This window comes from Bradyrhizobium sp. CCBAU 51627, from assembly GCF_028128765.1.
Classification (GTDB): domain Bacteria; phylum Pseudomonadota; class Alphaproteobacteria; order Rhizobiales; family Xanthobacteraceae; genus Bradyrhizobium.
This window is the reverse complement of record NZ_LBJG01000024.1, coordinates 1,488,688-1,513,767: the sequence shown is the minus strand read 5'-3', so window position 1 is coordinate 1,513,767 and position 25,080 is coordinate 1,488,688. Positions and strand designations below refer to the sequence as shown.

At 64.6% G+C, this 25,080-nt stretch carries 19 protein-coding genes; 11 read left to right on the top strand and 8 right to left on the bottom strand.

Features of this window, described 5'->3' with window-relative positions:
* Nucleotides 1-366 precede the first annotated feature (366 nt).
* Together XH88_RS21870 and XH88_RS21865 are read left to right on the top strand one after the other, a co-directional pair.
* The gene (locus tag XH88_RS21870) at nt 367-1,524 is read left to right on the top strand and encodes a GGDEF domain-containing protein (RefSeq protein WP_271670307.1); all 1,158 of its coding nucleotides are present in this window, start codon (nt 367-369) and stop codon (nt 1,522-1,524) included.
* Between the two features lie 63 nt (nt 1,525-1,587).
* The gene (locus XH88_RS21865) at nt 1,588-2,688 is read left to right on the top strand and encodes a DUF2336 domain-containing protein (protein WP_271670306.1); all 1,101 of its coding nucleotides are present in this window, start codon (nt 1,588-1,590) and stop codon (nt 2,686-2,688) included.
* Here the strand turns inward: XH88_RS21865 and XH88_RS21860 are convergent.
* Both XH88_RS21860 and XH88_RS21855 read right to left on the bottom strand, forming a co-directional pair.
* Nucleotides 2,685-3,323 (bottom strand): DUF1109 domain-containing protein, encoded by a 639-nt coding sequence (locus XH88_RS21860; RefSeq protein WP_271670305.1) that lies wholly within the window; start codon nt 3,321-3,323, stop codon nt 2,685-2,687. The two genes, XH88_RS21865 and XH88_RS21860, sit on opposite strands and share 4 nt — an antisense overlap.
* A 2-nt stretch (nt 3,324-3,325) precedes the next feature.
* Nucleotides 3,326-3,871: a sigma-70 family RNA polymerase sigma factor gene (locus XH88_RS21855; RefSeq protein WP_271670304.1), complete on the bottom strand. Its 546-nt coding sequence runs from the start codon at nt 3,869-3,871 to the stop codon at nt 3,326-3,328.
* Between the two features lie 291 nt (nt 3,872-4,162).
* Between XH88_RS21855 and XH88_RS21850 the strand changes: the two genes are divergently transcribed.
* The 5 genes from XH88_RS21850 to XH88_RS21830 all read left to right on the top strand — a co-directional run bounded on the left by XH88_RS21850 (nt 4,163) and on the right by XH88_RS21830 (nt 8,981).
* The gene (locus XH88_RS21850) at nt 4,163-4,837 is read left to right on the top strand and encodes a hypothetical protein (RefSeq protein WP_271670303.1); all 675 of its coding nucleotides are present in this window, start codon (nt 4,163-4,165) and stop codon (nt 4,835-4,837) included.
* Nucleotides 4,838-4,983: 146 nt separating this feature from the next.
* Nucleotides 4,984-5,763: an enoyl-CoA hydratase gene (locus XH88_RS21845; RefSeq protein ID WP_271670302.1), complete on the top strand. Its 780-nt coding sequence runs from the start codon at nt 4,984-4,986 to the stop codon at nt 5,761-5,763.
* 188 nt (nt 5,764-5,951) lie between these two features.
* Nucleotides 5,952-7,382, top strand: a complete 1,431-nt coding sequence (locus XH88_RS21840; protein ID WP_271670301.1) for a TolC family outer membrane protein — start codon at nt 5,952-5,954, stop codon at nt 7,380-7,382.
* A 23-nt stretch (nt 7,383-7,405) separates the two neighbouring features.
* The gene (locus XH88_RS21835) at nt 7,406-7,960 is read left to right on the top strand and encodes a hypothetical protein (protein ID WP_271670300.1); all 555 of its coding nucleotides are present in this window, start codon (nt 7,406-7,408) and stop codon (nt 7,958-7,960) included.
* Nucleotides 7,961-8,069: 109 nt separating this feature from the next.
* Nucleotides 8,070-8,981, top strand: a complete 912-nt coding sequence (locus tag XH88_RS21830; RefSeq protein WP_271670299.1) for an amidohydrolase family protein — start codon at nt 8,070-8,072, stop codon at nt 8,979-8,981.
* 12 nt (nt 8,982-8,993) lie between these two features.
* Here the strand turns inward: XH88_RS21830 and XH88_RS21825 are convergent, their stop codons facing one another.
* The 3 genes from XH88_RS21825 to XH88_RS21815 all read right to left on the bottom strand — a co-directional run bounded on the left by XH88_RS21825 (nt 8,994) and on the right by XH88_RS21815 (nt 14,935).
* A complete protein-coding gene (locus XH88_RS21825; protein WP_271670298.1) occupies nt 8,994-12,110 on the bottom strand; it encodes an efflux RND transporter permease subunit in 3,117 nt (1,038 codons plus the stop codon).
* 34 nt (nt 12,111-12,144) lie between these two features.
* Nucleotides 12,145-13,389, bottom strand: coding sequence for an efflux RND transporter periplasmic adaptor subunit (locus XH88_RS21820; protein WP_271670297.1), 1,245 nt, complete (start codon nt 13,387-13,389; stop codon nt 12,145-12,147).
* A 151-nt stretch (nt 13,390-13,540) separates the two neighbouring features.
* Nucleotides 13,541-14,935: a CoA transferase gene (locus tag XH88_RS21815; protein WP_271670296.1), complete on the bottom strand. Its 1,395-nt coding sequence runs from the start codon at nt 14,933-14,935 to the stop codon at nt 13,541-13,543.
* Between the two features lie 114 nt (nt 14,936-15,049).
* Here XH88_RS21815 and XH88_RS21810 point away from each other — a divergent pair, with 114 nt between their 5' ends.
* Nucleotides 15,050-15,337, top strand: a complete 288-nt coding sequence (locus XH88_RS21810; protein WP_271670295.1) for a hypothetical protein — start codon at nt 15,050-15,052, stop codon at nt 15,335-15,337.
* Nucleotides 15,338-15,524: 187 nt separating this feature from the next.
* Nucleotides 15,525-16,295, top strand: a complete 771-nt coding sequence (locus XH88_RS21805) for an SDR family NAD(P)-dependent oxidoreductase (protein WP_271670294.1) — start codon at nt 15,525-15,527, stop codon at nt 16,293-16,295.
* Between the two features lie 180 nt (nt 16,296-16,475).
* Here the strand turns inward: XH88_RS21805 and XH88_RS21800 are convergent, their stop codons facing one another.
* The 3 genes from XH88_RS21800 to XH88_RS21790 are packed head-to-tail and all read right to left on the bottom strand — an operon-like array spanning nt 16,476 to nt 22,202.
* Entirely contained in the window at nt 16,476-19,928 is a 3,453-nt protein-coding gene (locus XH88_RS21800) for an error-prone DNA polymerase (protein ID WP_271670293.1), read from the bottom strand.
* The gene (locus XH88_RS21795; protein WP_271670292.1) at nt 19,925-21,517 is read right to left on the bottom strand and encodes a Y-family DNA polymerase; all 1,593 of its coding nucleotides are present in this window, start codon (nt 21,515-21,517) and stop codon (nt 19,925-19,927) included. Before XH88_RS21795 ends, XH88_RS21800 begins: the two co-directional genes overlap by 4 nt.
* Nucleotides 21,414-22,202: an ImuA family protein gene (locus XH88_RS21790; RefSeq protein WP_271670291.1), complete on the bottom strand. Its 789-nt coding sequence runs from the start codon at nt 22,200-22,202 to the stop codon at nt 21,414-21,416. Before XH88_RS21790 ends, XH88_RS21795 begins: the two co-directional genes overlap by 104 nt.
* A gap of 161 nt (nt 22,203-22,363) precedes the next feature.
* Between XH88_RS21790 and XH88_RS21785 the strand changes: the two genes are divergently transcribed.
* Nucleotides 22,364-23,599: a putative DNA modification/repair radical SAM protein gene (locus XH88_RS21785; protein WP_271670290.1), complete on the top strand. Its 1,236-nt coding sequence runs from the start codon at nt 22,364-22,366 to the stop codon at nt 23,597-23,599.
* The gene (locus XH88_RS21780) at nt 23,599-25,041 is read left to right on the top strand and encodes a UdgX family uracil-DNA binding protein (protein WP_271670289.1); all 1,443 of its coding nucleotides are present in this window, start codon (nt 23,599-23,601) and stop codon (nt 25,039-25,041) included. The genes XH88_RS21785 and XH88_RS21780 overlap by 1 nt, the downstream gene beginning before the upstream one ends.
* Nucleotides 25,042-25,080: the final 39 nt, after the last annotated feature.

The following is a 25,080-nucleotide window of genomic DNA, read 5'->3' as shown; positions in this document are numbered from 1 at the left end:
TACCGCAGTCATATGGGGATCTATGTGATCCGCCCCACACACGTGCGGTTTCTTTGTCCCACCCGTGGTCGGCCGCTTCGCTCCATAACGGTAACATAATACGGAAACACTCTCTTCGGACTTGCCGTGGCCGGCACGGACGGCCGACCGAGCTCTGTCCATAACACGGTCCTATGCACCCTATGTCGCACGGCGCCGGCTTTGGTCCGCAATATCGCCTGCGATGCCTAACTGGCTGCAAAATTCCGCGCCGCGCGAGCCGCCCCCACCGGAGCGGCGCCCCCTTCGGATTCGGTTCGAAAGGATACCAAACCTAAAGGCTTGCCACGTAGATTTTTTCAACTGACATCCACCATTGGCGGGACCATGAGCACGGCCGCGACGTCCTTTCCGGAGCGGAATGCCGCTGAGATGGCGGATATCGTGCTCGCGTCCGATGCCGCGCTGCCGGAAGTGCGGGCGCGACGGATGCGGCAGCGCCGCCAGATGTATGCCGGCCAGGTCGCAAGCTATTCGCTCGGCGCCTCCGTGCTGCTGCTCTATGCCTTTGACGGCGTGGTTTCGACCAATGTTCCAACGCTATTCTGGTTCGGGGGCCTGTTGATCATCGGCACCTTCACGGTGCTGTCGGAAGCCGGCGTCGGCGACAGGTTTGCCGACCACTATCTGACCGTCTTCCAGATCTCGGCGCATATGGCCCTGCAATTCGTGTTCCTGGTGTCGGTGCCGACCGTTGGGATCGCATTTCTGGCGGTGCTGTTCCTGATCTTCGCATTCGGCACACTGCGCATGACCTCACGCCAGGCGATGATCACCTGGGGTCTCGCCACCTGCGGACTCGCCTTCGTGTTCCTGGGCTCCGACCTGCCGATCGGGCTGCCGGTTGCGAGCCGCCTCGAGCGCGCCGCTTCGATGCTGTGCTTCGCGCTGGTGATCGGGCAGTGCGCCTTCCTCGGACTGTTCGGCGCCACGTTGCGCAAGATCCTCTACCAGCGCAGCAACGAGCTGAAGGCCGCCTATCGGCGCATCGAGGAGCTTGCCGAGCTCGACGAGCTGACCGGCTCCTATAACCGTCGCTGCATCATGCGGCTCCTCGACACAGAGATGGAGAAGTCGCGGCAGACGGGCAGCCCTTGCGCCATCGCGCTGATCGACCTCGACTGGTTCAAGCGCATCAACGATGCCTACGGCCATCCCATCGGTGACGAGGTGCTGCGGACCTTCGCCATCACCATGTTCGCCAACATCCGGCCCGACGACCGCTTCGGCCGTTATGGCGGCGAGGAGTTTCTGCTGCTGCTGCCCGGCACCACGAGCGAGGCTGCATCGCGCATGCTCGACCGGCTGCGCAGCATCGTCGCCGAGCTCGACTGGAGCGCATTCTCGCCCGGCGTGAGCGTGACCATTTCCGCCGGCGTCGCGACGCTGCGCGCAAACGATACTGCCGACACGTTTCTCGCGCGCGCCGACTGCGCGCTCTATTCCGCCAAGGCGCAAGGGCGCAACCGCATTGCTACGAGCTGACCAATCCATTTGTCGCCGGCACGTGAGAACACGCCGCCGGACCGAACGCTCCAGGACAGGGCTATGAGATCCAGATCCGTCAAATCATCCGCAAGTTTACTCGAGGAGTTGCAGACCGCGCTTGCGCACGGAACCGTCGCACGCCGGGTCGAGACGCTGCGCCGCGTCACCGATCTCTTCGTGGGCAACGCGGTGGATTACTCCGACGAGCATATCCGGGTGTTCGACGACGTCTTCCAGTGCCTGATCGAGCGGATCGAGACATCGGCGAAGGCGCTGCTCGCCGACCGGCTCGCGCCGATCAACGCCGCACCGCCCCAGATCATCCGCACGCTCGCGCTCGACGACGTCATCGAGGTCGCCGGCCCCGTGCTGTCGAAGTCGGAGCGGCTGGACGAGACCACCCTGATCGACATCGCGCGCAACAAGAGCCAGGCCCATCTCAAGGCGATCTCGCTGCGGCGGGTGCTGTCGGAGGCGCTAACCGACGTGCTGGTGACCCGCGGCAATGAAGACGTGGTGCAGTCGACCGTCAGCAATCCAGGCGCCAAACTCTCCGAGGACAGCCTCGCCGAGCTCGTCACGCGCGCCGAGCGTGACGACGACCTCGCCGCCTGCATCGGCCTGCGGCCCGACCTGCCGCGCCATCATTATCTGAAGCTCGTCGCCAAGGCCTCTCTGAGCGTTCGCAGGAAGCTGGAAGCCGCCCATCCCGAACTCGCGGCCGAAGTGTCGAGCGTGGTCCAGGAAGCGACGCAGCGGGTCCGCGCCGCCGCCATGACGCGGCAGACCGAGATGGCACGTGCACTGGTGAAGTCGCTCCACGACGACGGCCGCCTCAACGAATCGCAGATCGCGACCTTCGCCGAGCAGGGCAAGTTCGACGAGACCAATGCCGGGCTCGCCGCACTCGCCGGCGTCGCGGTCGAGACGGCCGAGAACATGATGATCGAGAGCCGCACCGAGGGCGTGATGATTCTCGCCAAGGTCGCCGGCATGCAATGGTCCAGCGTGCGCGCGATCATCGCCATGCGCGAAAAGCTCTCGGGCGGTTCGCAGACCGACATGCTGTCGCTGCGCGACACCTACGAGGCTCTGCGCAGCTCCACCGCACAGCAGGTGCTGCGCTTCCATCGCATGCAGGGTACGACGTCGGCGGCTTAATACCGCAACACCCTCGCCCCGACCGCCGCGCCGATCGCCGTCACGACCGCGGTCGCGATCGTGTACCAGGTCGCGACGAACAGCGGCGAGTCGTCGGTGCAGTGCGAGGCATAGAGCGTGGCGGCAAGCCCGGCCGACAGCAGGCCGGCGAGCGCGCCGGCGAGCGCCGGCCGCGACGGCGCGCCGTGGCGCAGACCGAACAACGCGCCGGCAAGAAGCGGCAGCGACATTGCGGGAATTGCCGACAGGCAGGCCCGGGAGTTCTTGCCGACGAGCCGCATCGTCATCGGCATGGCCGGCGCCATCATGGCTTCGCTGCCGATGGCAACCGCAAGCAGCCCGACGGGCAGCAGCAGCAGCCAGCCCCAGCCGCGCATCAAGGCCTCGGGCCGTGACAGATGCAGGCTGATGGTGATCGCGGGGATCGCGAGCGAGAGCGTGACCGCGAACTTCATGTCGAAGAACGGATTGTGCATGGCGCTCATCACGTCCGGGCGCACGCCGAGGAAGGTCGCGAAAATAAGGATCGACAACGGCGCCGCGACCAGCAGTCCCGTGGTCAGCAGCACACCAACGCGCGGGGCGCGATAGGTGTTGTCGGCCGCGAGCGTGCGGATGAGTTGATCGGTGTCCATGACTAATGATCCCGTAGTTTGGCAGTCAGGGCCGCAAGCCCCCGATGCAGCGCGACCCGCACCGCACCTTCGCTCATCGAGAATTTCGTCGCCGTATCCTTGATCGAAGCGCTGTCGACGGCGATCGATTGCAACACGTCGCGCTGGCGCTGGGGCAGCGCGTTGAGCTGCGCGGCGACCTCGCCCGCCGAGGCCCTCTCCTGCAGTGCCTCGCCGGGCAGCGTTTCGGCGAAATCGTCGATGTTGACGAAGATACGCCTGCCGCGGCGCCTCAGCGCGTCGATCAGCTTGTTGCGCGCGATCGCAAACAGCCAGGGGGCGAAGGGCGCTTCGCTGTCCCAGGTGTGCCGCTTCAGATGCACCGCCAACAAGATCTCCTGCACGATATCCTCGGCCTGATCGGGAGGCTGCCCGGCCCTCGCCAGGCCGCGCCTCGCAGCAGCGCGCAGCACCGGCGTGACCGCCTTCAACAGGCGATGATACGCCGCATCATCGCCCGCTATGGCCAACCTCATCAGGTCGGTCCACTCGTCCTCACGTCCGCGCACGCGCGCCCCTCACCATTGCAATTCGGCCGCTCTTTCAATTTGTTACGGAGCGCCCAAGCGATCACGAAATCGTGACCGCCCCGGACCCTCACCCCGAAGCAGCCCGCAGAAATTCCGGTCAGGGCTCATAACACCGATCGGTCCCTGCCGCACCCGCCGGCCGGCGCGCCCGACGGCTTTGCCCCGGTTTTGCCCGGTGTGGCCCGAAGATTCCCATTTTTTGCCCCGCTGTCGTCATGCGTCAGGGTCTCTGTTCGTTCCCGGGACGGGCGTATTGGGGAGATCGTCAACATGATGAAAGCCAGCGAACGCGCGGCATTGGTCATTCTGGCCGGACTATTGCTGCTGTTTGGCGCAACGGCGCAGGCCGCGCCAAGCTCTGCCGCAAGCACGAGCGCCAGCAAACAGGCCGATGCGAGCAAGCCCGCCAAGCAGCGGAGCCATTCGTCTCGCCACCATACTGACAGCAAGACGGCGCAGAAATCCGACGACAAAGCCGAGAAGCCGAACCAGACGGATCCGACGGCGCAGGCCGGCGAGGCCAAGGCTGGCAAAGAGGCGAGCACCGACGTGCCGGGCTCTGGCCAGATGCCACCGGAAGTCGCCAATGCCAATGCGCAGCTTGCTCCCGCCGATACACCGTCTGCCGCTGCAGCCTCCGCGATGACGGGCCGCGCCAACGACAACGTTCAGGCAGCAGCCGATAACACCGCGGCTCCCAATGCCGAGAGCCACGTGGTCGCGCCTGACCAGCTCAACGACCTCGATCGCGCCCTGCAACAGGACAACCCGCCCGCCCAGAAAGCGATGATCGCCGCAACCGACGCGCAGCCGCGTCCGGCGCCGGTGATGGCGAGCAGCCAGCCCAGCTCGGCCTGGGACCAGAGCTCCCTGATCGGCAAGATCTTCATTGGCGTCGGTACGCTGCTGACGCTGGCCTCCGCCGCGCGCATGTTCATGGCCTGATCTTGACCTGATTCTGGCTTGATCTTTGACCTGACGGACTTTCGTCGGGGGCGCGCGTGTTGCGCGCGTCCCGGCGGCTTCTGGCCCCTTGAAGCCCACCCCGCCAGCGGGCACATTGCCCGCTCAATCAAAAGCGTGGGTGGAGCATGAGCACGTTCGAACACATCATCGTCGAAAGCAAAGGCGCAGTCGGCATCATCAAGCTGAATCGGCCGAAGATGCTCAACGCGCTCTCCTTCGGCGTCTTCCGCGAGATTGCCGCGGCCGTCGACGATCTCGAGGCCGACGAGACCATCGGCTGCATCGTCGTGACCGGCAGCGAGAAGGCCTTTGCCGCCGGCGCCGACATCAAGGAGATGCAGCCCAAGAGCTTCATCGACATGTTCTCCGAGGACTTTGCCGCCATCGGCGGCGATCGCATCGCGCGCTGCCGCAAGCCGACCATTGCAGCGGTCTCCGGCTATGCGCTCGGCGGCGGCTGCGAGCTCGCCATGATGTGCGATTTCATCATCGCCTCCGACACGGCCAAGTTCGGCCAGCCAGAGATCACGCTCGGCACCATCCCCGGCATCGGCGGCACCCAGCGCCTGACGCGTGCGATCGGCAAGTCCAAGGCCATGGATCTCTGCCTCACGGGGCGCATGATGGATGCGGCGGAAGCCGAGCGCTCGGGCCTCGTCAGCCGCATCGTACCTGCCGACAAGCTGATGGACGAGACCATGGCGGCGGCCGAGAAGATCGCCGCAATGTCGCGGCCCGCGGTCACGATGGCCAAGGAGGCGGTCAACCGCGCCTTCGAGACCACGCTCAACGAAGGCATGAGCGTTGAACGCAATCTGTTTCACGCGACCTTTGCACTCGAAGACCGGTCCGAGGGCATGGCCGCGTTCATCGAGAAGCGTAAGCCGGTCAACAAGAACCGGTAAAGCCGACGGATGGTAAGGCTGGTGTAAGGCTGCGCCCCTTTCCCGCAGCCCCCCTGTGACGCGCCTGCAACAAGCACGGATTTCATGGGGGTTTCCTCCGCGGCAGTTTGCCTGCGCGACCGGCGCTGGGTAAACAGTTAAGAGAGCCGCCGTCGGCGGGGGCGGACAGCCGGGGTTTGCGGGATTACATGATTGGGCGTGCCGCCAGAATTGGTCGCGTGAGGACGCGGCATCGATCGGGCGCGGGTCCTGTCCTGGCGGCATGGACTACGCTGGCGTTCTGCTGCGCACTGCCCGCTGCGGCCTACGCAGAGGCCCTGCCCGAGGCGCTGGTCAAGGCCTACCAGACCAATCCGCAGCTCAATGCCGAGCGCGCAAGGCAGCGCGCCACTGACGAGAACGTGCCGCAGGCGCTGGCCGGCTATCGGCCGCAGATCGTGGCAAGCCTCAGCGCCGGCTTGCAGGCGGTGCGCAACCTGCTTCCTGACAACACCATCCAGACCGCGACGCTGAAGCCCTGGACCATCGGCGTCACGGTGTCGCAAACCCTCTTCAACGGCTTCCGCACCGCCAACAGTGTGCGGGTCGCCGAACTCCAGGTGCAGTCCGGCCGAGAGGCGTTGCGCAATGTCGGTCAGGGCGTACTGCTCGACGCGGTAACCGCCTACACCAACGTGCTGGCGAACCAGTCGCTCGTCGAAGCCCAGCGCTCCAACGTCGCCTTCCTGCGCGAGACGCTCGCCATCACCCAGCGCCGTCTCAACGCCGGCGACGTCACCCCGACCGACACCGCCCAGGCCGAGGCGCGGCTCAATCGCGGCCTTGCCGATCTCAATGCCGCCGAGGTTGCACTCGCAGTGAGCCAGGCGACCTACGCCCAGGTGATCGGCAATGCGCCCTCCGCGCTTCGCCCCGCCGAAGTGGTCGATCGCTATCTGCCGAAGAGCCGCGAGGATTCGATCGCGATGGCGATCCGCGAGCACCCGGCGGTGATGGCCGCGAGCTTCGACGTCGACGTCGCCTCGACCAATATCCGCGTCGCCGAGGGCGCGCTGCTGCCGAGCGCCAGCCTCCAGGGCAGCGTCAGCCGCAGCCGCGACAGCGACCAGACCCTGGGCACCCGCGCCACCGACCAGGCCTCGATCGTCGCCAACGTCACCGCGCCGATCTATGACGGCGGCCAGGCCGCCTCGCAGACCCGGCAAGCCAAGGAAGTCACGGCGCAGAGCCGGCTGGTACTCGACCAGGTGCGCAACCAGGCCCGCACCGCCGCCGTCAGTGCCTGGGTTGCCAATGAAGGCGCCAAGATCGCAGTTTCGGCCTCGGAGTCCGAGGTGAAGGCTGCGACCGTTGCGCTCCAGGGCGTGCAGCGCGAGGCCGCCGGCGGACAGCGCACCACGGTCGACGTGCTGAACTCGCAGGCTGATCTGATCCAGGCCAGGGCCCGCCTGATCGGCGCGCTGCGTGATCGCGTCATCGCCTCCTACACGCTGCTCAGTGCGGTCGGGCATCTCGACGTCAAGACGCTGAGCCTGAACACCCCGGACTATCTGCCCGAAGTGCACTACCATCAGGTCCGCGACGCCTGGCACGGCCTGCGCACGCCGTCGGGGCAGTAGTCCCGATCTCCCGGTCGACACCGATGAAGAGCCGTCGCATCCACCTGATGGGAGCTTCCGGCTCCGGCGTGACGACGCTTGGCCGCGCGCTTGCCGACCGGCTCGCGCTGCCGCATCACGACACCGATGATTATTTCTGGCTGCCGACTGCGCCGCCTTATCAGACGGCACGTCCTGCCGCCGATCGGCTGCGCCTGATGCATGAGATGTTTCTTCCCCGTCTCGATTGGGTGCTCAGCGGCACCGTCACCGGCTGGGGCGACGAGCTTGTCCCGTTGTTCGATCTCGTCGTCTTCGTGACCACGCCGCGCGAGCTTCGCTTGCAGCGCCTGCGTGCCCGCGAAGCCACGCACTTCGGTGCCGACGCTGTCGCGCCCGGGGGCTGGCGCGGCCAGGAGATGGAGGCGTTCGTTGAATGGGCCTCGCACTACGAAGCCGGTGACCGCGACGGACGCAGTCTCATGAAAGATGAGGCGTGGCTCGCCAGCCTGCCCTGCCAGCTCGTCCGCGTTGACGGCTCGCGCCGCGTTGCCGAGCTGGTCGAGCTGCTATGCAGCGAAGCACAGCGACTGCCCTGACGATGTGATATTGTTCTTCGCGACAAGACATGAGGCGACGAAGCAGGGAGAGGAGCCAAAGCTCAACCGACGCGGTCTCCTGTTTGTCCCTCTCGGCGGCGGAGTAGCCATGACCACCCGAGCCCACGCCCGTGCGTCGCAACCCGCAACGCCGGTCAATTTTGACGTCCCGCCGCATGCCTGCGACTGCCACACCCACATCCACGGCGATGTCGAAAAATTTCCGTTCTTCCCGGGCCGGGTCTACACGCCCGAACCGGCCTCACCGGACGAGATGGCCGCCCTGCACGAGGCGCTGCATATCGAACGCGTGGTGATCGTCACCCCGAGCGTCTACGGCACCGATAATTCCTCGACCTTGTTCGGCATGAAGGCGCGCGGCGCGAACGCACGCGGGGTCGCCGTGATCGACGACAAGACGACGGAAGCCCAGCTCGACACGATGCAGCAGGAGGGTTTTCGCGGGATCCGCATCAATCTCGCAACCGACGGCATCAGCGATCCCATTGTCGGCCGGGCACGCTTCACCGCTGCGGTCGAGCGCATGAAGACGCGCGGCTGGCATGTGCAGCACTACACCACGCTGCTGACGATCTCCGCCATCAAGGATCTCGTGCTGGCCTCGCCGGTCCCCGCCGTGTTCGACCATTTCGGCGGTCTCGAGGCCTCGCTCGGACTGGAGCAGCCCGGCTTTGCCGACCTCGTCGCGCTCGTCAAATCAGGCAAGGCCTATGTGAAGATCTCCGGTGCCTACCGCTCGTCGAAGCTTGCGCCCGACTATCAGGACATGGTGCCTTGTGCCCGCGCGCTCATCGCAGCAAATGCCGACCGCATCGTCTGGGGCACCGACTGGCCGCACCCGGATTCGAGTCACGTCGAGGGGCGGAAAGCCACCGACATCGCGCCGCTCTATCAGATTGACGATGGCCGCCTGCTCAACCAGCTTCCGCTGTGGGCGCCTGAGGCCGATGTACGCAGGAAGATCCTGGTCGACAATCCGGCGCGACTGTACGGCTTCTGAGCATGGCGCGCATCAGCGCGCACGGCGGGAGAAGAAGGAGATCAGCACCGGCAGCGTCACCAGGATCACGACCGGCGCCAGCATCATGCCGGTGACGACGACGACCGCGAGCGGCTTCTGCACCTGCGAGCCGATGCCCTCCGACAACGCGGCCGGCAGCAGACCTACGCCTGCGACCACGCAGGTCATCAGCACGGGCCGGAGCTGCAACTCGCCGGTGCGGATCACCGCACTCATGCGATCCATGCCCTCTTCGATCAGCTGGTTGAACTGCGAAAGGATGATGATGCCGTCCATCACGGCAATGCCAAACAGCGCAATGAAGCCAATTGCCGCGGAGACGCTGAAGGCTGTGCCGGAGATCAGGAGGCCAAGCACGCCACCGAAGATCGCCATCGGGATCACGCTCATGGCGAGCAGCGTGTCGGTCATCGAGCCGAAATTGAACCAGAGCAGGATGGCGATCAGCGCCAGCGAGATCGGCACCACGATCGACAACCGCCGGATCGCATCCTGGAGATTGCCGAACTCACCGACCCATTCCATGTGCGAGCCGGGCGGCAGCTGGACCTGCTCGTCGATCTTCTGCTGCGCCTCGCGGATGGCGCTGCCGAGGTCGCGCTCGCGCACCGAGAATTTGATCGGCAGATAGCGCTCCTGCTGCTCGCGATAGATATAGGCCGCGCCGGAGACGAGGCTGATCGTCGCAACTTCGCTCAAGGGGATCTGGGTGATCGAGCCGTTCGGTCCGGGCGCGCCGATCCGGATGTTCTGGATCGCCTCGGCGCTGCGGCGATATTCCGGCGCGAGGCGAACGATGATCGGGAAGTGGCGATCGCTTCCCGGCTCATAGAGATCGCCCGCGGTGTCGCCGCCGATCGCGACTTTGATCGTGGCATTGATATCCCCGGGCGCGAGGCCGTAGCGCGCAGCCTTGGCGCGGTCGATGTCGATCTGCACCGTCGGCTGCCCGAGCGAGGTGAAGACCGCGAGATCAGTGATGCCCTGCACGGTCGACAGCACCTGCTTGATCTTGTTGGCGGTGTCGGTCAGCGCCTGAAGGTCATTGCCGAACAGCTTGATCGAGTTCTCGCCTTTGACGCCGGAGACGGCTTCGGAAACGTTGTCCTGGAGATATTGCGAGAAGTTGAATTCGACCCCGGGGAAGTGGTCGTCGAGCTGCTTGAGCAGCTGCGCCGTCAGCTCCTCCTTGTCATGCGTGCCCGGCCACTCGCTTGCGGGCTTCAGCGGCGCGAAGAACTCGGCATTGAAGAAGCCGGCAGCGTCGGTGCCGTCATCGGGGCGGCCGTGCTGGGACACCACGGACTCGACCTCGGGACGCGCGCGGATCAGCTTGCGCATCTCGTTGACGTAGGTGTTGCCTTCCTGGAGCGAGATGGTGGGTGGCAGCGTGGCGCGAATCCAGAGATTGCCCTCCTCAAGCTTGGGCAGGAATTCGAGGCCGAGCAGCCGGCCGAACACGATCGTCATCACCACGAGGCCGACCGCGCCGCCGAGCACGATGGTGCGGTTGGCGGTGGCCCAGTTCAGCACCGGCATATAGAGCCGGTGCAGGATCAGCATCACCCGGGTCTCGGTCTCCTCGACATGCGCGGGCAGGATGATCGCGGACAGCGCCGGCGTGATGGTGAAGGTCGCCAGCAGACCGCCGGCGAGCGCATAGGCATAGGTGCGCGCCATCGGGCCGAAGATGTTGCCCTCGACGCCTGACAGCGTGAATAGCGGCAGGAAGGCTGCGATGATGATTGCTGCGGCAAAGAAGATCGAGCGCGAGACGTCGGCCGCGGCGCTGAGGATGGCGTGGCTCTTCATGCCGAACAGCGTCTCGGGCGACATCTGCTCGGACTCGATCGTCGGCGTGGTCTGCGTCAGGCGGCGGAAGATCGCCTCCACCATGATGACGGTGGCGTCCACGATCAGCCCGAAATCGATGGCGCCGACCGAGAGCAGGTTGGCCGATTCGCCGCGCAGCACCAGGATGATCACCGCGAAGAACAGCGCGAACGGAATGGTGGCGCCGACAATCAGCGCGCTGCGCAGATCGCCGAGGAAGATCCACTGCAACAGCACGATCAAGAGGATACCGACCACCATGTTGTGCAGCACGGTGTGGGTGGTGAGGTCGATCAGGTCCTTGCGGTCGTAGATGCGCTCGATGCGCACGCCCGGCGGCAGGATGGTGGAATTATTGATCTGGGCGACGAGCTGCTCGACACGATTGATGGTCGGCGTGCTCTGCTCGCCGCGACGCATCAGCACGATGCCCTGCACGATGTCGTCGGCATCGTCGAGGCCGGCGATGCCGAGACGCGGTTTCTGGCCGACGGTGACTGTGGCGACGTCCTTCACCAGAACCGGATTGCCGTTGGTCTGCGCCACCATGGTGTTGGCGAGGTCGTCGATCGACTTGATCAGGCCGACGCCGCGGACCACGGCCGATTGCTGGCCGATATTGACAGTGTTGCCGCCGACATTGACGTTGGAATTGCTGACCGCCTGGAGCAGCTGCGGCAGCGTGAGGCCGTTGGCGACCAGCTTGTTGTTGTCGACCTGAAGCTCATAGGTCTTGCTCTTGCCGCCCCATCCGGTGACGTCGATCACGCCGGGCACGGCGCGGAAGCGGCGCTGGAGGATCCAGTCCTGGATGGTCTTGAGGTCGAGCACGCTGTAGTTCGGCGGGCCGACCAGGCGATAGCGGAAGATTTCGCCGATGGGGCTCAGGGGTGAGATCTGCGGCTGCACGTTGCCCGGCAGCGGCGCGAGTTGTGCCAGACGGTTCAAGACCTGCTGCAACGCCTCTTCATAGGTATAGGCGAAGGAGAACTGCAATTTGATGTCGGAGAGGCCGTAGAGCGAGATGGTGCGGATGGTCGTGAGGTTCTTCAGGCCCGCGACCTGGGTCTCGATCGGGATCGTGATGTAGCGCTCGATCTCTTCCGCCGACAGGCCCGGGCTCTGCGTGACGATGTCGACCATCGGCGGGGTCGGATCGGGATAAGCCTCGATGTTGAGCTGGTTGAACGCAATCAGGCCCCCGATGAACACGGCGACAAACATGCCGACCATCAGGAAGCGCCGGTTGACGGCAAGGGCGACGAGACGGTCCATTCAGGTTTTTCGCAGTTTCTTTGGGGCTCGTCGATCAGCTACCGGACGCCGCGCGGTCGATGAACAAACTGCCTTTGACGACGATCCGTTCGTCGGGCTTCAGGTTGCTGGTCACCTCGACGAGGTTGCCGTTGATGAGGCCGATCTTGATCTGGCGCAGCTCGACCGACTTGTCCTCATGCGCGACCCAGATGCGGACCTGGCTGCCTTCGTAGATCAGCGCCTGCTTCGGCACCGCAGGCGCCCCGCGGTCGCCGGCCGAATAGATCGTGACATTGGCGAACATTTCCGGCTTGAGCAGGCCGTCCTTGTTGTCGATGGTGGCGCGGACCAGCAGGCGGCGCGTGCTGGGATCGATCGCGGCGGCGACGTAATTGATCTTGGCGGTCAGCGGGCGACCCGGCAGCGCCATCACGTTGACGGAGATGTCCTGCCCGACGCTGACCTCGGCAGCATCGCTCTCGCGCACGAAGGCGGTGAGCCAGACCGTGGAGAGATCGCCGATCACAAAGACCGGATCGCTGGCGCCGGCGCTGACATATTGCCCGGGACCGATCTTACGCTGCACGACCGTACCCGAGAGCGGCGCATAGATCGTGATTTCAGGGTTGATGGTGCCCTTGTTCTGGAACGTCTTGATCTTCTCGTCGGTGAAACCGAGGATGCGCAGCTTGTTGTTCGCGGCCTCCAGCGCCGTCACCGCAGAGCGCATGTCGTTCTGCGCCTGCACCTGGGTCGCTTCCGCCTGCTGGAAATCCTTGAGCGGAATGGCGCGCCCTTCGTACAGATCCTTGGCGCGCCGGTACTGGATGTCGGCAAGCTCGAGCGCCGACTTTGCCTTGTTCTGCGAGGTCATCGCCGCGATGAAATCGTTCTGGGCCTGCACGGTGTCGGCGGCTTCGATTGTGAACAGCGGTTGACCTTGGGTCACGCTCTCGCCGGGTTTGGCGAGCAGCTTGGTCACCCGGCCCGCATAGGGCGAGAACACCGGCGTCGAGTGATCCTCGTCGACCGCGACCTTGCCTTCGGTGACGTATTCGGCACGGAAGGTCTTGGCACTAACCGGCTCGATCGTCAGCGTCGCCCATTCGGACGGCGTCGGCGTGAAATTCTGGGCGTTCTTGCGCGACTGGCTGGAAACCTCGGAATGCTTCTTGTCCTTCGCGCCGGCAAACAGGACGCCATAGGCGCCCGCCCCGGCAAGCGCCAGTAAAACTACGGATGTGATCACCCGCCGTTTTGTAAGCACCTGCAATCGTTTGGTATTTTTTTCTACCATGGGGCCCGGTCATGTCTGCGACGATCTCGGCAGACGACTGCCTCATCGGTCGCGCTAATAGTGCCGAATTGAGATTTCAGACAACCTAAAAAACGCAGGGCGTCCTTCGGTTTGCGTTAAAATTTTGCGACACGTCAGCTTCACGTCAGCTTCATTGCGGCCATTGCGGCGGATGGCTGCCGAGCGGCATCGCGGGACGGCTCCATTGCGCCGGCGTCCTCGACAACACCGCCGAATGGCGCACCGCCTTCAGCGTGCCGAAGCCAGATGACACCGTTTCCATGAACGCTGCATGTACGGCCTCGCCCGTAAGATCCGGGGTCTTGAGACCGCTTTCGAGCCGGCCGAGATTCCAGAGCCAGCGCCCGGTCTGGGCCAGCGACACGCGCACATGCCAGCTGCCGCCTTCGCGCGCCTGGCGCGCCTTGGCCATCATCGCGCCGAATGCCATCAGATAGCCGGTGGCGTGGTCGAGCATCTGCGCCGGCAATTCCTTGGGACCACCGGCGCCGGCGGCCTTCCCTTCCGCATCGTTGAAGCCGGTCGAGGTCTGCACCAGCGAATCGAATCCGCGCCGCTCGGCCCAAGGGCCGGCATGACCATAGGCCGACAACGTGACGTACACGATGCCGGGATTGATCTCCGCGGCCTGCTCCGGCGAGAAGCCAAGGCTAGCGAGCGCATGCGGTCGATAGCCTTGCGAAAAGATGTCGGCGTCTTTCAACAACTCGCGCATTTGCGCCTTGCCCGCTGCACTCTTGAGCTCAATGAAGGTGGTGAGCTTGCCGCGACCGGTGTCGATGGTGAGCCAGGGAATCGCCGGGAGATCCGGCCCCGAAACGAGCAGCACGTCCGCGCCATGCGCGGCGAGCGTGCGACCCGCGACAGGACCTGCGATGACGCGGGAGAGATCGAGCACCCGAAGGCCCGCGAGCGGCCGATCGCCTTTCGGCCAGGGCTTTGGCGAGGCATCGCCGATCTTCTCGATCGAGATCAGCGGCAATTGCGCGAGCGCGCGGGCCTGCGGCAGCGCGGACCATTCGTCGTAGGATCGCATCAGCGCAACGACTCCGCCGGCGGCATAGGCCGCAGTTTCAAAATCCTCGCCCTTCCATTGCATGAGCGCGGCCTGCACCTTGTCGCGCTCGGGCGCGCAACCAAGCACCTTGCAGACGGCAGCGCGGTGGTGCGGGAAATTGGTGTGGCAGCGAACGAAACGGTTGTCGCCGGTCTCGTAGACACCGGCGATGGCGTCCCAGGCCGGCGGCGGCGGCTTGTCGTCGAGCCGCAGATAGCGCTCGGAACGGCATTCGACGACGGCGTGGCGCATGTCGACGGCGACGTCCTGCGTCTCGCCGCTGCGCAGTCTCCAGATTTCGGCAGCGGCAAGACCGGCGGCGGCGATGGTCGTCTGCCCGGCGACCGCGACGCGAAACGAGGATGGGATCTGCGGCTCTTCTCCGGTCAAGCGCACGCGTTCGAGCGCGGCCACATCGCCGCCAGCGGAGATCCAGATGTCACGGAGGATACCAGTGGGGCGTTGCATCGCAGCCTCTCTCCCTTGCCATTCTAGCATGATCCTTTCGGAAAACCGCTGCGCACCTTTCCGGATCATGCTGTAGTTCTTTGCGACCATCCCACGGGCACGGAAAGGATTGCAATGGCCACCATCGATCCCCTTACGGCAGGCGCCGTGTTCGTCGCGACGGCGGCCACCGACGCAGTCTATGTGATGTTCACCTCGGCCGTCGTTGCACGTAAGCGCGTGCCGGCGGCGAGCTGGAGCGCGATCTGGTATCTGCTCTCCTCCTACGCCGTGATCAGCTACACGGAAAACGCCGTCTATGTCGCTTTCGCGGCGGCCGGATCCTGGGTCGGCGCCTATGCGTCGCTGACCTTCCTGCACCGCCCGCCCGGCGGCCCGCCGGTTGGGGCCGCGCCGGAGTGAGCTTCACTATCAATTACACGTTCGATGTCGTCCTGGCGAAAGCCAGGATCCATTATCCCGATCGCATGTTGTTGAAATACGCTTTGGCCGCGAGATCGCACAACTACATCGATTTGTGGTAATGGGTCCTGGCTTTCGCCAGGACGACTTCGAAAAGCGCACAACCAACAACACGGAAAACCAAACAATGGATCTCGGTCTCAAAGGGAAAAGCGCCGTCGTGCTCGGCGGCACGCGCGGCATCGGGCGGGCGATTGCGGCGACGCTGGCCGGTGAAGGCAGCAATGTCGCGGTGTGCGCGCGCAATGCGGAGCAGGTTGCGGCCACCGTTGCTGAATTGAAGGCGAGCGGCATCAACGCCACCGGCGGCACGGTCGACGTCACCGACGGTGCGGCGCTTAAGGCGTGGATCGAGGGCGCAGCCAAGGAGCTCGGCGGCATCGACCTGCTGTTCGCCAATGCGGGCGCCATGGCGCAAGGCCATGATTCCGCATCATGGGAACAGAATTTCCGGCTCGACGTGCTCGGTGCGGTGCATGCGTTCGACGCAGCGCGGCCGTTTCTCGAGGCCAGCGGCGAAAAGAGCGGCGACGCCGCCTTCATCATCATCTCCTCGATCGCAGCGGCGCAGGCCGATTTCGCCAGCTCCTACGGACCGATCAAGGCCGCGCTGATCCACATGGCCAAGGGCCTGGCGCGGCAGTACGCCAAAAAGAAGATCCGCGTGAATGTCGTGTCGCCGGGCACCGTCTATTTCAAGGGCGGCATCTGGAACATGATCGAGCAGAACATGCCCGAGCGCTACAACGACGCGATGAAGCGAAATCCGACGGGACGTATGGCCACTCCGCAAGAGATCGCGAACGCCGCGGTATTTCTTGCGAGCCCGGTGTCGGGGTTCACGACGGGATCGAATCTGGTCGTGGATGGCGCGATCTCGAACCGAGTGAATTTCTAGAGAAGCGCGCGCTCCTGGAATTCCGTTATCCTGAGGTGCGAGGTTTGCGATGCGTAGGCATCGCAAACCGAGCCTCGAAGGATGAACGGCCCGGATGCAGCAGGGCCGTCGCCCTTCGAGGCCTCCGCTACGCTCCGGCGCCTCAGGGTGACGGTGAGAGGCCCGTGTGCGTGGTTACCCTCAATGAAAATCCCGCGACGGCGGCAGGATGCGGATGTTGCGGGGGTGACGGATTTTTTGTGCCGGCATGTCCGCGAGGGCGCGGGGGTCCTCGTTGAGCGGTTCGACCATGGTGGCGCCTGCGGGCACTGGATGCTTGCGGCTCAGCGCATCATTGGCGAGACCGACCAGATCGTGCGAGCGGTCGACCATCCGCTGCGCGATCAGATGCGTCACCTTCTCGGGGCTGCTCTGGATATAGCCCTGCACCTCGATGAGGCGCGCGCCCATCACCTCCTTGCGGTACTGCTCCATGATCTTGGGCCACACCACGACATTGGCGATGCCGGTTTCGTCCTCCAGCGTCATGAACACGACGCCACTGGCGCTGCCCGGCCGCTGCCGCACCAAGACCACGCCGGCGCAGCGGACGCGCCGCCGCTCGTTCTCATGACTGATCTCCTTGCAGGCGACGATCCGCTCACGTGAAAACATCTCGCGCAGGAATTCCATCGGATGACCCTTCAGTGACAGCCGGATGGTCTGGTAGTCGGCGACGACCTGTTCGGGACGTGGCATCACGGGCAATGGCTTGGCCTGCTCGTCCGGCTGCTCGCGCGCAGTCGCGGCTTCGAACAGCGGCAACGGCACGTCGTCGGGCAGGCGCCGCACCTGCCACAGCGCCTCGCGGCGATCGAGCCCGAGCGAGCGAAATGCATCGGCATCCGCCAGCAGGATCAGCGCGCGCTTGGGCAGGCCGGTATCACGGGCAAAGTCCTCGAGCGAGGTGAACGGCCTGCGATTGCGGGCGGCGATGATGCGGTCGGCCCAGTCTTCCTTCTTGTCATTCCGGGGCGACGCGTCAGCATCGACCCCGGAATCCATTCCGCCAGGCGTATGCGGCCCGATGGATTCCGGGCTCGCGCTGCGCGCGCCCCGGAATGACAGCTGGATGGCTTTCAGTCTCTCCTCATCCGCGTCGAGCCAGTGAAAACCGTCGATCTGGCGGAAGCCGAGACGCACGGCGCAGTATTTGTCCTCAGTGCTCTCCAGCGTGTTCTGCGCAAAGCTGTAGGACACGTCGATCTCGCGCACCTCGACGCCGTTCTTGCGGGCATCACCGACGATCTGTGCCGGGGCATAAAAACCCATCGGCTGCGAGTTCAGGAGGCCGCAGCAGAAGGCATCGGGATGATGGTATTTCAGCCATGACGAGATGTAGACGAGTTGGGCAAAGCTCGCGGCATGGCTCTCCGGGAAGCCGTAGGAGCCAAAACCCTTGATCTGATCAAAGCAGCTTCTGGCGAAGTTTGCATCATAGCCGCGCGCGACCATGTTGCCGATCAGCTTCTCCTCGTACTGGCCGATGGTGCCGACATTACGAAAGGTCGCCATCGAGCGGCGCAGGCCGTTGGCTTCCTCGGAGGTGAATTTCGCCGCCTCGATCGCAATGCGCATCGCCTGCTCCTGGAACAGCGGCACGCCCAACGTTTTGTGCAGCACATTGTAAAGCTCATTCTTGTCGCCGTGATCCGGCGACGGGGACGGATAGTTCACCTTCTCCAGGCCGTTCCGCCGCCGCAAGTAAGGATGCACCATGTCGCCCTGGATCGGCCCCGGGCGCACGATCGCCACCTCGATGACGAGATCGTAGAAGGTCCGCGGCTTCAGGCGCGGCAGCATGTTCATCTGGGCGCGGCTTTCGACCTGGAAGACGCCGAGCGACTCGCCGGCACACAGCATGTCGTAAACCCTGGGATCATCCTGTGGGACGCTCGCCAGCACAAAACGCTCACCCTTGTGCTGATCGATCAGATCAAAACACTTCCTGATGCAGGTCAGCATGCCCAGCGCAAGCACGTCGACCTTCATCATGCTGAGCGCGTCGACGTCGTCCTTGTCCCATTCGATGAAAGTGCGGTCGTCCATCGCGGCATTGCCGATCGGCACATAGGTATCGAGCCGATCCTGCGTCAGCACATAGCCACCGACATGCTGGGACAGATGGCGCGGGAATTCGATCAGCTCGGTCGCAAGCTCGACCGCAAGGTTGATCATGGGGTTTCTGGGATCGAGCCCGGCCTGCCGGACCTGCATGTCGTTGAGGCCCTTGCCCCAGCTGCCCCAGACGGTGTCGGCGAGCGCGGCGGTAACGTCCTCGGTCAGGCCCAGCGCCTTGCCGACATCGCGGATGGCGCTGCGCGGGCGATAATGGATGATGGTAGCGATGATCGCGGCACGGTGGCGGCCGTAGCGGCGATAAACATATTGCATCACCTCCTCGCGCCGCGAATGCTCGAAATCGACGTCGATATCAGGCGGCTCCAGCCGCTCCTTGGAGATGAAGCGCTCGAACAACAGATCGACCTTGGTTGGATCGACCGAGGTGATGCCGAGCACGTAGCAGACGGCGGAGTTCGCCGCCGATCCCCGCCCCTGGCACAAAATGTTCTGGCTGCGCGCGTAGTGAACGATGTCGTGCACGGTGAGGAAGTAGTGCGCGTATTTCAGCTCGGCGATCAACGCGAGCTCCTTCTTGATCGTCGCACGCAGCTTGTCGTCGATGTTGCCGCCGAAATATTTGTCGACACCCGCCCAGGTCAGGTCCTCCAGATGTCCCTGCGCGGTCTTGCCGGGCGGCACCGGCTCGTCAGGATACTGGTATTTGAGCTGATCGAGCGAGAAGTCGATACGACCGGCAAAGCGCATGGTCTCCGCGATCGCCTCGGGAAAATCGCGGAACAGTCGTGCCATCTCACGGGGCGTCTTCAGGAAGCGTTCGGCATTGGTTTCCAGCTTCCGTCCGACCGCCTCGATCGTGGTCTTTTCCCGGATACAGGTGAGCACGTCCTGAAGCGGACGGCGGCCGGGATCGTGATAGAGCACCTCGTTGGTCGCGAGCAGCGACACTTCTGCCTTGGCAGCGAGATCGTCGAGCCGCGCCAGGCGACGGCGATCGTCGCCGCGATAGATCAGGCTCGCTGCCAGCCACACGCCCTCGGCGGGACTCGTTCTCAGCTTTGCGAGAATGTCGAGCGCTTGCGTTGACTCGAACCGATGCGGCAGCGTCAGGATCAGAAGTTGCCCCTCGGAGAACTCGAGCAGATCGGCGAAGGTGAGACGGCATTCGCCCTTCTCGATCCGCGTGATACCGTCGCCGCGCTTGCCCCGGGTGAGAAGCTGGCAGAGCCGGCCATAGGCGGCACGGTCGCGCGGATAGACGAAAATGTCGGGCGTGCCGTCGACGAAGACGATGCGCGCGCCGATCAGCAGTTTCGGCTTGTGCAGCACCTTGTCATTGTCGAGCTCCTTGTAGGCGCGCACCACGCCGGCCAGCGTGTTGTGATCGGCAATGCCGATCACGGGAATGCCAAGCCTGCTGGCCTGATGCACATAGGCGCGCGGATCCGAGCCGCCGCGCAGGAAGGAGAAATTGGTGGTGATGCCGATCTCGGCATAGGCTGATGACTTCATGCGAAGAGACCGTGCACATACCAGTTGGGGGCCGCGGGCTTGCCGTCGGCGTCGAACACCTCGCCCTCGTAAAGACCGTCGCGAAAGATCCAGAAGCGCAGGCCCTCGGCATCCTCGATGCGGAAATAATCCCGCGTCAGCTGCTTGCCGTCCTGCCGCCACCATTCCATGGCGATGCGCTCGGGTCCTTCCACCCGCACCACCGCATGTTTCGCGCGCCGCCAGGTGAATTGATGCGGCGGGCCGTCGGGCACGGTCGCGAACGGCACGGTGACCGGCTCCGGCTTGTCGAACAGCCGCAAGGGGCGCAGCGGCGGCTCGCTCTCGGCACGATCAGGCCACTCGGCCTGCATGGCGGCAGTAAGATGATGCTGTGCCGGCGCGGCCAACACTGCCTGCTCGGGGATATGTGTATCCTGCGGGAGATGCACGACGACGCGTTTTCCGCCGATGCGCGCGGCGATGCGGTCGATCAGCGCGGCGAGTTCGTCATTGTCGTGAACGTGCGCGTCGAGATCGCGCTGCTCCTGCACCACGATCTCGGTGCGGCTCGCCGACAGCCGCACCATGTCGAAGCCGAAGCCGGGATCGAGGGGATCGGCGAGCGCATCGAGACGTTCGCGGAACAGCCGGTCGATCACTGCACTTCGCGTTACGGGACGCCCGGTCTCGACCATGATCGCACGCACCACGCCATCGGAGCGGAAGAACGCGGCCTCCAGCCGGCGCGCGCCCTTGCCCTGCTTCTCCATGGAGGTAACAAGCGTATCGGCCAGCCGCGATAGCGTCATCGCGATCATGGTGTCGGTCGCGATCGGCTCGGCAAAGCGTCTTTCGACGATGTAATCGGGCAGCGGCTTGCGCGGATTGATCGGCGCGTCGCCCTGCCCCAGCGCATGCGCGAGCAGGGTCGAGAACCGCGCGCCGAACCGCGCGGTGATTTCGCTTGGGGCGCGCGAGGCGACATCGCCGATGGTCTTCAGGCCGGCGCGGCGCAGGCCGGTGGTGATGGCCTCGTCCGCACCGAGCGCGGACACCGGAAACCGATCGATCGCCGCCGCCTCCCCGCCATCGGCAACGATACTGCCCGTGGCCTGCCGCGTCAGCGTGCGCGCACAGACCGAGGTGCCGGCGATCGCCGCGCTGACGGCAAAGCCCTGGCGGGCAAGTGCGCGGACGAGGGTCTGTAACAGCGCCGCCTCGCCGCCGAACAGATGCGCGCAGCCGGTGATGTCGAGAAACAACCCATGCGGGGCATCGAGCGCCACCAGCGGCGTGAAGCGGTCGCACCAATCGGCGATGTCGCTGAGCGTCTTTGCATCGGCCACGACATCGGCGTCGAACACTTTCAAGTCCGGACACATCGCCCGCGCATTGGCCAGCGGCTGGCCGATATACAGGCCGAGCCGCTCGGCGACCTCGCCCAGCGCATGGATCACCAGCGCGTTGTTGTCCTTGATGACAACAATACTCGGCGTATTGGTCTTACCCAGCCCGGCGCTGTTGAAGAACCGCTGGATCCGGTCGATGGTCAGGCGCGGCAGCCACAGGCTGAGAATACGTCGACGGCTCACTGAACTGGCACTCATCACATTTCCATTCCATGATCCACCGGCCACACGGGCCATGACGGTTGCGCAACAGCTCGGCATCGAAGCACGGCGCGCCCCAGGCACTCCACATCGACGCCGGGGGCGAATGCGCCGCGCGCAGCATCCATCGCGTCTCCGCGGTCGACGGCAGCGGCTGCGCCGCCATCCGCAACAGCAGGCCGGTGACGCCGGACGATTGCGCAGCCAGTGTCAGCTTGCGGCTCGCCACCAGATCGAACTGTCTTGTCTCGCCCCAGAGCTCGAGCACGACGGCACCGAGCGCATCGCAGGCGAGCGCATCGGCCGAGGTGCGTAGCGCGCTCTCGACATCGGCGGCACGCACCATCACCACACGGCGCGGATCGAGGCCGAGCTCGGCGAGCCCGCTCATCGACAACGCGCCCGTCTCCATCTCCGAGAAATCCTGTCGCACCCACAGCAGCGGCCGTTGCACCGACACGCGCCCCGCGAGCCCGGTGACAAAACCGGTCGCGACCGCGCCCTGAGATCCAGCGCAAAACACCTCGTGGATCGCCGCACGCGCGAGGCCGCCTTTCAAGGCGCGATCGACCTCGCCGTGACCGAGCGCGACGCGGTCCTGATGATGCACGACCTCTGCCGTCTCGATCCGTTCGATCTGGCTGCGCAAGGTCGCAAGCGCGCTCATGCGTGCGCCGCTCATGCTCGCCGCTCCTTCAGAGGTGATTGCCGGAGGCTCTCAAAAAGAGAACCAGCGGCTGGCTCATTTGTTCATGATATGTTCTAATATAAAGCTAACGGCGCGCGAAGAGTCAATCGAATTGGCACGCCAAAGATTCATGAGCGGAATCAAAGAGATTCAACATGGACGTACAACGCAAGCTGGAAATTCTCGCGGATGCCGCCAAGTACGACGCCTCCTGCGCCTCCAGCGGTACCGAGAAGCGGGATTCCAGCGACGGCAAGGGCATGGGCTCGACCGCGCCTGGCATGGGCATCTGTCATTCCTATGCGCCGGACGGACGCTGCATCTCGCTGCTCAAGGTGCTGCTGACCAACGCCTGCAATTACGATTGCCTGTATTGCGTCAACCGCGCCTCCTCCAACGTGCCGCGCGCCCGCTTCACCATCGAAGAAGTCGTCAAGCTGACGCTCGACTTCTACCGGCGCAATTACATCGAAGGGCTGTTTCTCTCCTCCGGCATCATCCGCAACCCCGACTACACGATGGAGCAAGTCGTGAGCGTCGCGCGAAAGCTGCGCGAGGAGCATCACTTCCGCGGCTACATCCACCTCAAGACCATTCCGGAGGCCGACGACGCGCTGATCACGGAAGCCGGCAAATATGCCGACCGTCTCTCCATCAATATCGAGATGCCCGAAGCGGCGAGCCTGCAGCAATTCGCACCGGAGAAGGACGTACGTGCGATCCGCCGCACCATGGGCCGGCTGCGGCTGAAGCTGGACGAGGCCGAAGAAGATCGAAGCGCGAAAACAAAGGCGAAGCCGCAGCGTTTCGCACCGGCCGGGCAAAGCACGCAGATGATCGTCGGCGCCGACAGCGCAAACGACCACACCATTCTCCACACCAGCGCCAATCTCTACGGTTCCTACCGGCTGTGGCGCGTCTATTACTCTGCGTTCAGCCCGATCCCCGATGCAAGCCGAGCCCTGCCTCTACGCGCGCCGCCACTGCTGCGCGAGCACCGGCTCTATCAGGCCGACTGGCTGATGCGGTTCTACGGCTTCGACGTCGGCGAGATCGTCGACGACAGCGCGATGCTGCCGCTCGACATCGATCCAAAACTCGCCTGGGCGCTCCGTCACCGCGACCGCTTCCCGCTCGACGTCAATCGCGCCAGCCGTGAGGAATTGTTGCGCGTGCCCGGCTTCGGCACCAAGGCCGTCGAACGCATCATCGCGACGCGGCGCACCACAACGATCCGCCTCTCCGATCTCGCGCGGCTTCACGTGCCCAAGCACAAGGCTCTCCCGTTCATCGTCCTCAGCGATCACCGCCCCTCGCCGCACCGTCTCGACGAGGCGCGGCTGATCGAACGGTTCAAGCCGAAGGCAACGCAACTGGGGTTTGGATTCTGATGCAGTACATCACCCTCGACAGCGAAACCGATTTCGACGGCTGGCGCAAAGCCGCGCGCAGCCTTGTGCTTCATCATGTTGCGCCTGACGATGTCACCTGGGCCGTGCGGGGCGGCGACGCCGAGTTGTTCGCGCCGCCCGCGCCGTCTCCGATCCTCGAGGTGAACGACAGCACATTCAATGTATCGGCAAAATTCGTCGAGCTCGCCAAGGCCACGATCCTGCATCGCGACGGCGAGCGCTTTGCGATCCTCTATCGCCTGCTCTGGCGCCTGAGGGACCATCACGATCTCATGGAGGTCGCGACCGACCCTGATGTCGTCAAGGCCACGGCCATGGCACGCGCGGTTCATCGCGACGAGCACAAGATGCAAGCCTTCGTGCGCTTCCGCGAGATCGGCCGGGAACGCGAGGCGCATTACGTCGCCTGGTTCGAGCCGGAGCATCACATCGTCGAACTCGCCGCGCCGTTTTTCGCGCGGCGCTTTGCCGATATGCCCTGGTCGATCCTGACGCCGGACCTCTGCGCGCATTGGGACGGCCACGCGCTCTCGTTCACCCCAGGCGTCAGCAAGAGCGAGGCACCCGGCGAAGACCGGCTGGAGGAAACCTGGCGACGCTACTACGCCAGCATCTTCAATCCGGCGCGGCTCAAGGTGAAGGCGATGCAGGCGGAGATGCCGAAGAAATACTGGAGGAACCTGCCGGAGGCTTCGATCATTAAACCCCTGATCGAGGACGCCGAGCGCATGACCGGTGCTATGATCGCCAACGCCGCAACCGATCCGCACAGGCCTCAGAAGCGGCCGGAGGCTTCGATGAAACGCAAGCTTGCTGCCGACACTCTCGAAGCGCTTCGTGAAGAGGCCGCGCATTGCCGCGCCTGCCATCTCTACAAGGATGCGACCCAGACCGTGTTCGGCGAAGGCCCGAAATCTGCCAATATCATGCTGGTGGGCGAGCAGCCCGGCGACAAGGAAGACCTCGCCGGCCATCCGTTCGTGGGTCCAGCCGGCCAGATGCTCGACCGTGCACTGGCGGAGGCTGGAGTCGACCGCAAGAAAGTCTATGTCACCAACGCGGTGAAGCATTTCAAATTCGTGCCGCGCGGAAAGATCCGCCTGCACCAGAAGCCGGCAACGCCGGAGATCAAGGCGTGCCGGCAGTGGTATGAACGGGAAGTTTCGGCAGTCCAGCCTGATCTCATCGTGGCGATGGGCGCGACCGCCGCGCAAAGCGTGTTCGGCAAGATCACGCCCATCGGCAAGAACCGCGGCCGGCTCATAGACCTTCCCGATGGACGCAAAGCTCTGGTGACGGTGCATCCGTCCTATCTGCTGCGGCTGCCCGATCCGGAGGCGAAGGTGCTGGAATATCAGCGCTTTGTCGCGGACCTCAAGATCGCCGCCGCGCTACAACGGAAATCCTCGCGCGCCGCCTGACGCAAGCGGCACGCCGCGGCAGTCCGCCGTTGATGACTC

Excerpts from the sequence above, each read along its gene's own strand:
- XH88_RS21870 (WP_271670307.1), top strand. The coding sequence starts at position 367 with ATGAGCACGGCCGCGACGTCCTTTCCGGAGCGGAATGCCGCTGAGATG.
- XH88_RS21865 (WP_271670306.1), top strand. The coding sequence starts at position 1,588 with ATGAGATCCAGATCCGTCAAATCATCCGCAAGTTTACTCGAGGAGTTG.
- XH88_RS21860 (WP_271670305.1), bottom strand. The coding sequence starts at position 3,323 with ATGGACACCGATCAACTCATCCGCACGCTCGCGGCCGACAACACCTAT.
- XH88_RS21850 (WP_271670303.1), top strand. The coding sequence starts at position 4,163 with ATGATGAAAGCCAGCGAACGCGCGGCATTGGTCATTCTGGCCGGACTA.
- XH88_RS21845 (WP_271670302.1), top strand. The coding sequence starts at position 4,984 with ATGAGCACGTTCGAACACATCATCGTCGAAAGCAAAGGCGCAGTCGGC.
- XH88_RS21840 (WP_271670301.1), top strand. The coding sequence starts at position 5,952 with ATGATTGGGCGTGCCGCCAGAATTGGTCGCGTGAGGACGCGGCATCGA.
- XH88_RS21835 (WP_271670300.1), top strand. The coding sequence starts at position 7,406 with ATGAAGAGCCGTCGCATCCACCTGATGGGAGCTTCCGGCTCCGGCGTG.
- XH88_RS21830 (WP_271670299.1), top strand. The coding sequence starts at position 8,070 with ATGACCACCCGAGCCCACGCCCGTGCGTCGCAACCCGCAACGCCGGTC.
- XH88_RS21825 (WP_271670298.1), bottom strand. The coding sequence starts at position 12,110 with ATGGACCGTCTCGTCGCCCTTGCCGTCAACCGGCGCTTCCTGATGGTC.
- XH88_RS21820 (WP_271670297.1), bottom strand. The coding sequence starts at position 13,389 with ATGGTAGAAAAAAATACCAAACGATTGCAGGTGCTTACAAAACGGCGG.
- XH88_RS21815 (WP_271670296.1), bottom strand. The coding sequence starts at position 14,935 with ATGCAACGCCCCACTGGTATCCTCCGTGACATCTGGATCTCCGCTGGC.
- XH88_RS21810 (WP_271670295.1), top strand. The coding sequence starts at position 15,050 with ATGGCCACCATCGATCCCCTTACGGCAGGCGCCGTGTTCGTCGCGACG.
- XH88_RS21805 (WP_271670294.1), top strand. The coding sequence starts at position 15,525 with ATGGATCTCGGTCTCAAAGGGAAAAGCGCCGTCGTGCTCGGCGGCACG.
- XH88_RS21800 (WP_271670293.1), bottom strand. The coding sequence starts at position 19,928 with ATGAAGTCATCAGCCTATGCCGAGATCGGCATCACCACCAATTTCTCC.
- XH88_RS21795 (WP_271670292.1), bottom strand. The coding sequence starts at position 21,517 with ATGAGTGCCAGTTCAGTGAGCCGTCGACGTATTCTCAGCCTGTGGCTG.
- XH88_RS21790 (WP_271670291.1), bottom strand. The coding sequence starts at position 22,202 with ATGAGCGGCGCACGCATGAGCGCGCTTGCGACCTTGCGCAGCCAGATC.
- XH88_RS21785 (WP_271670290.1), top strand. The coding sequence starts at position 22,364 with ATGGACGTACAACGCAAGCTGGAAATTCTCGCGGATGCCGCCAAGTAC.
- XH88_RS21780 (WP_271670289.1), top strand. The coding sequence starts at position 23,599 with ATGCAGTACATCACCCTCGACAGCGAAACCGATTTCGACGGCTGGCGC.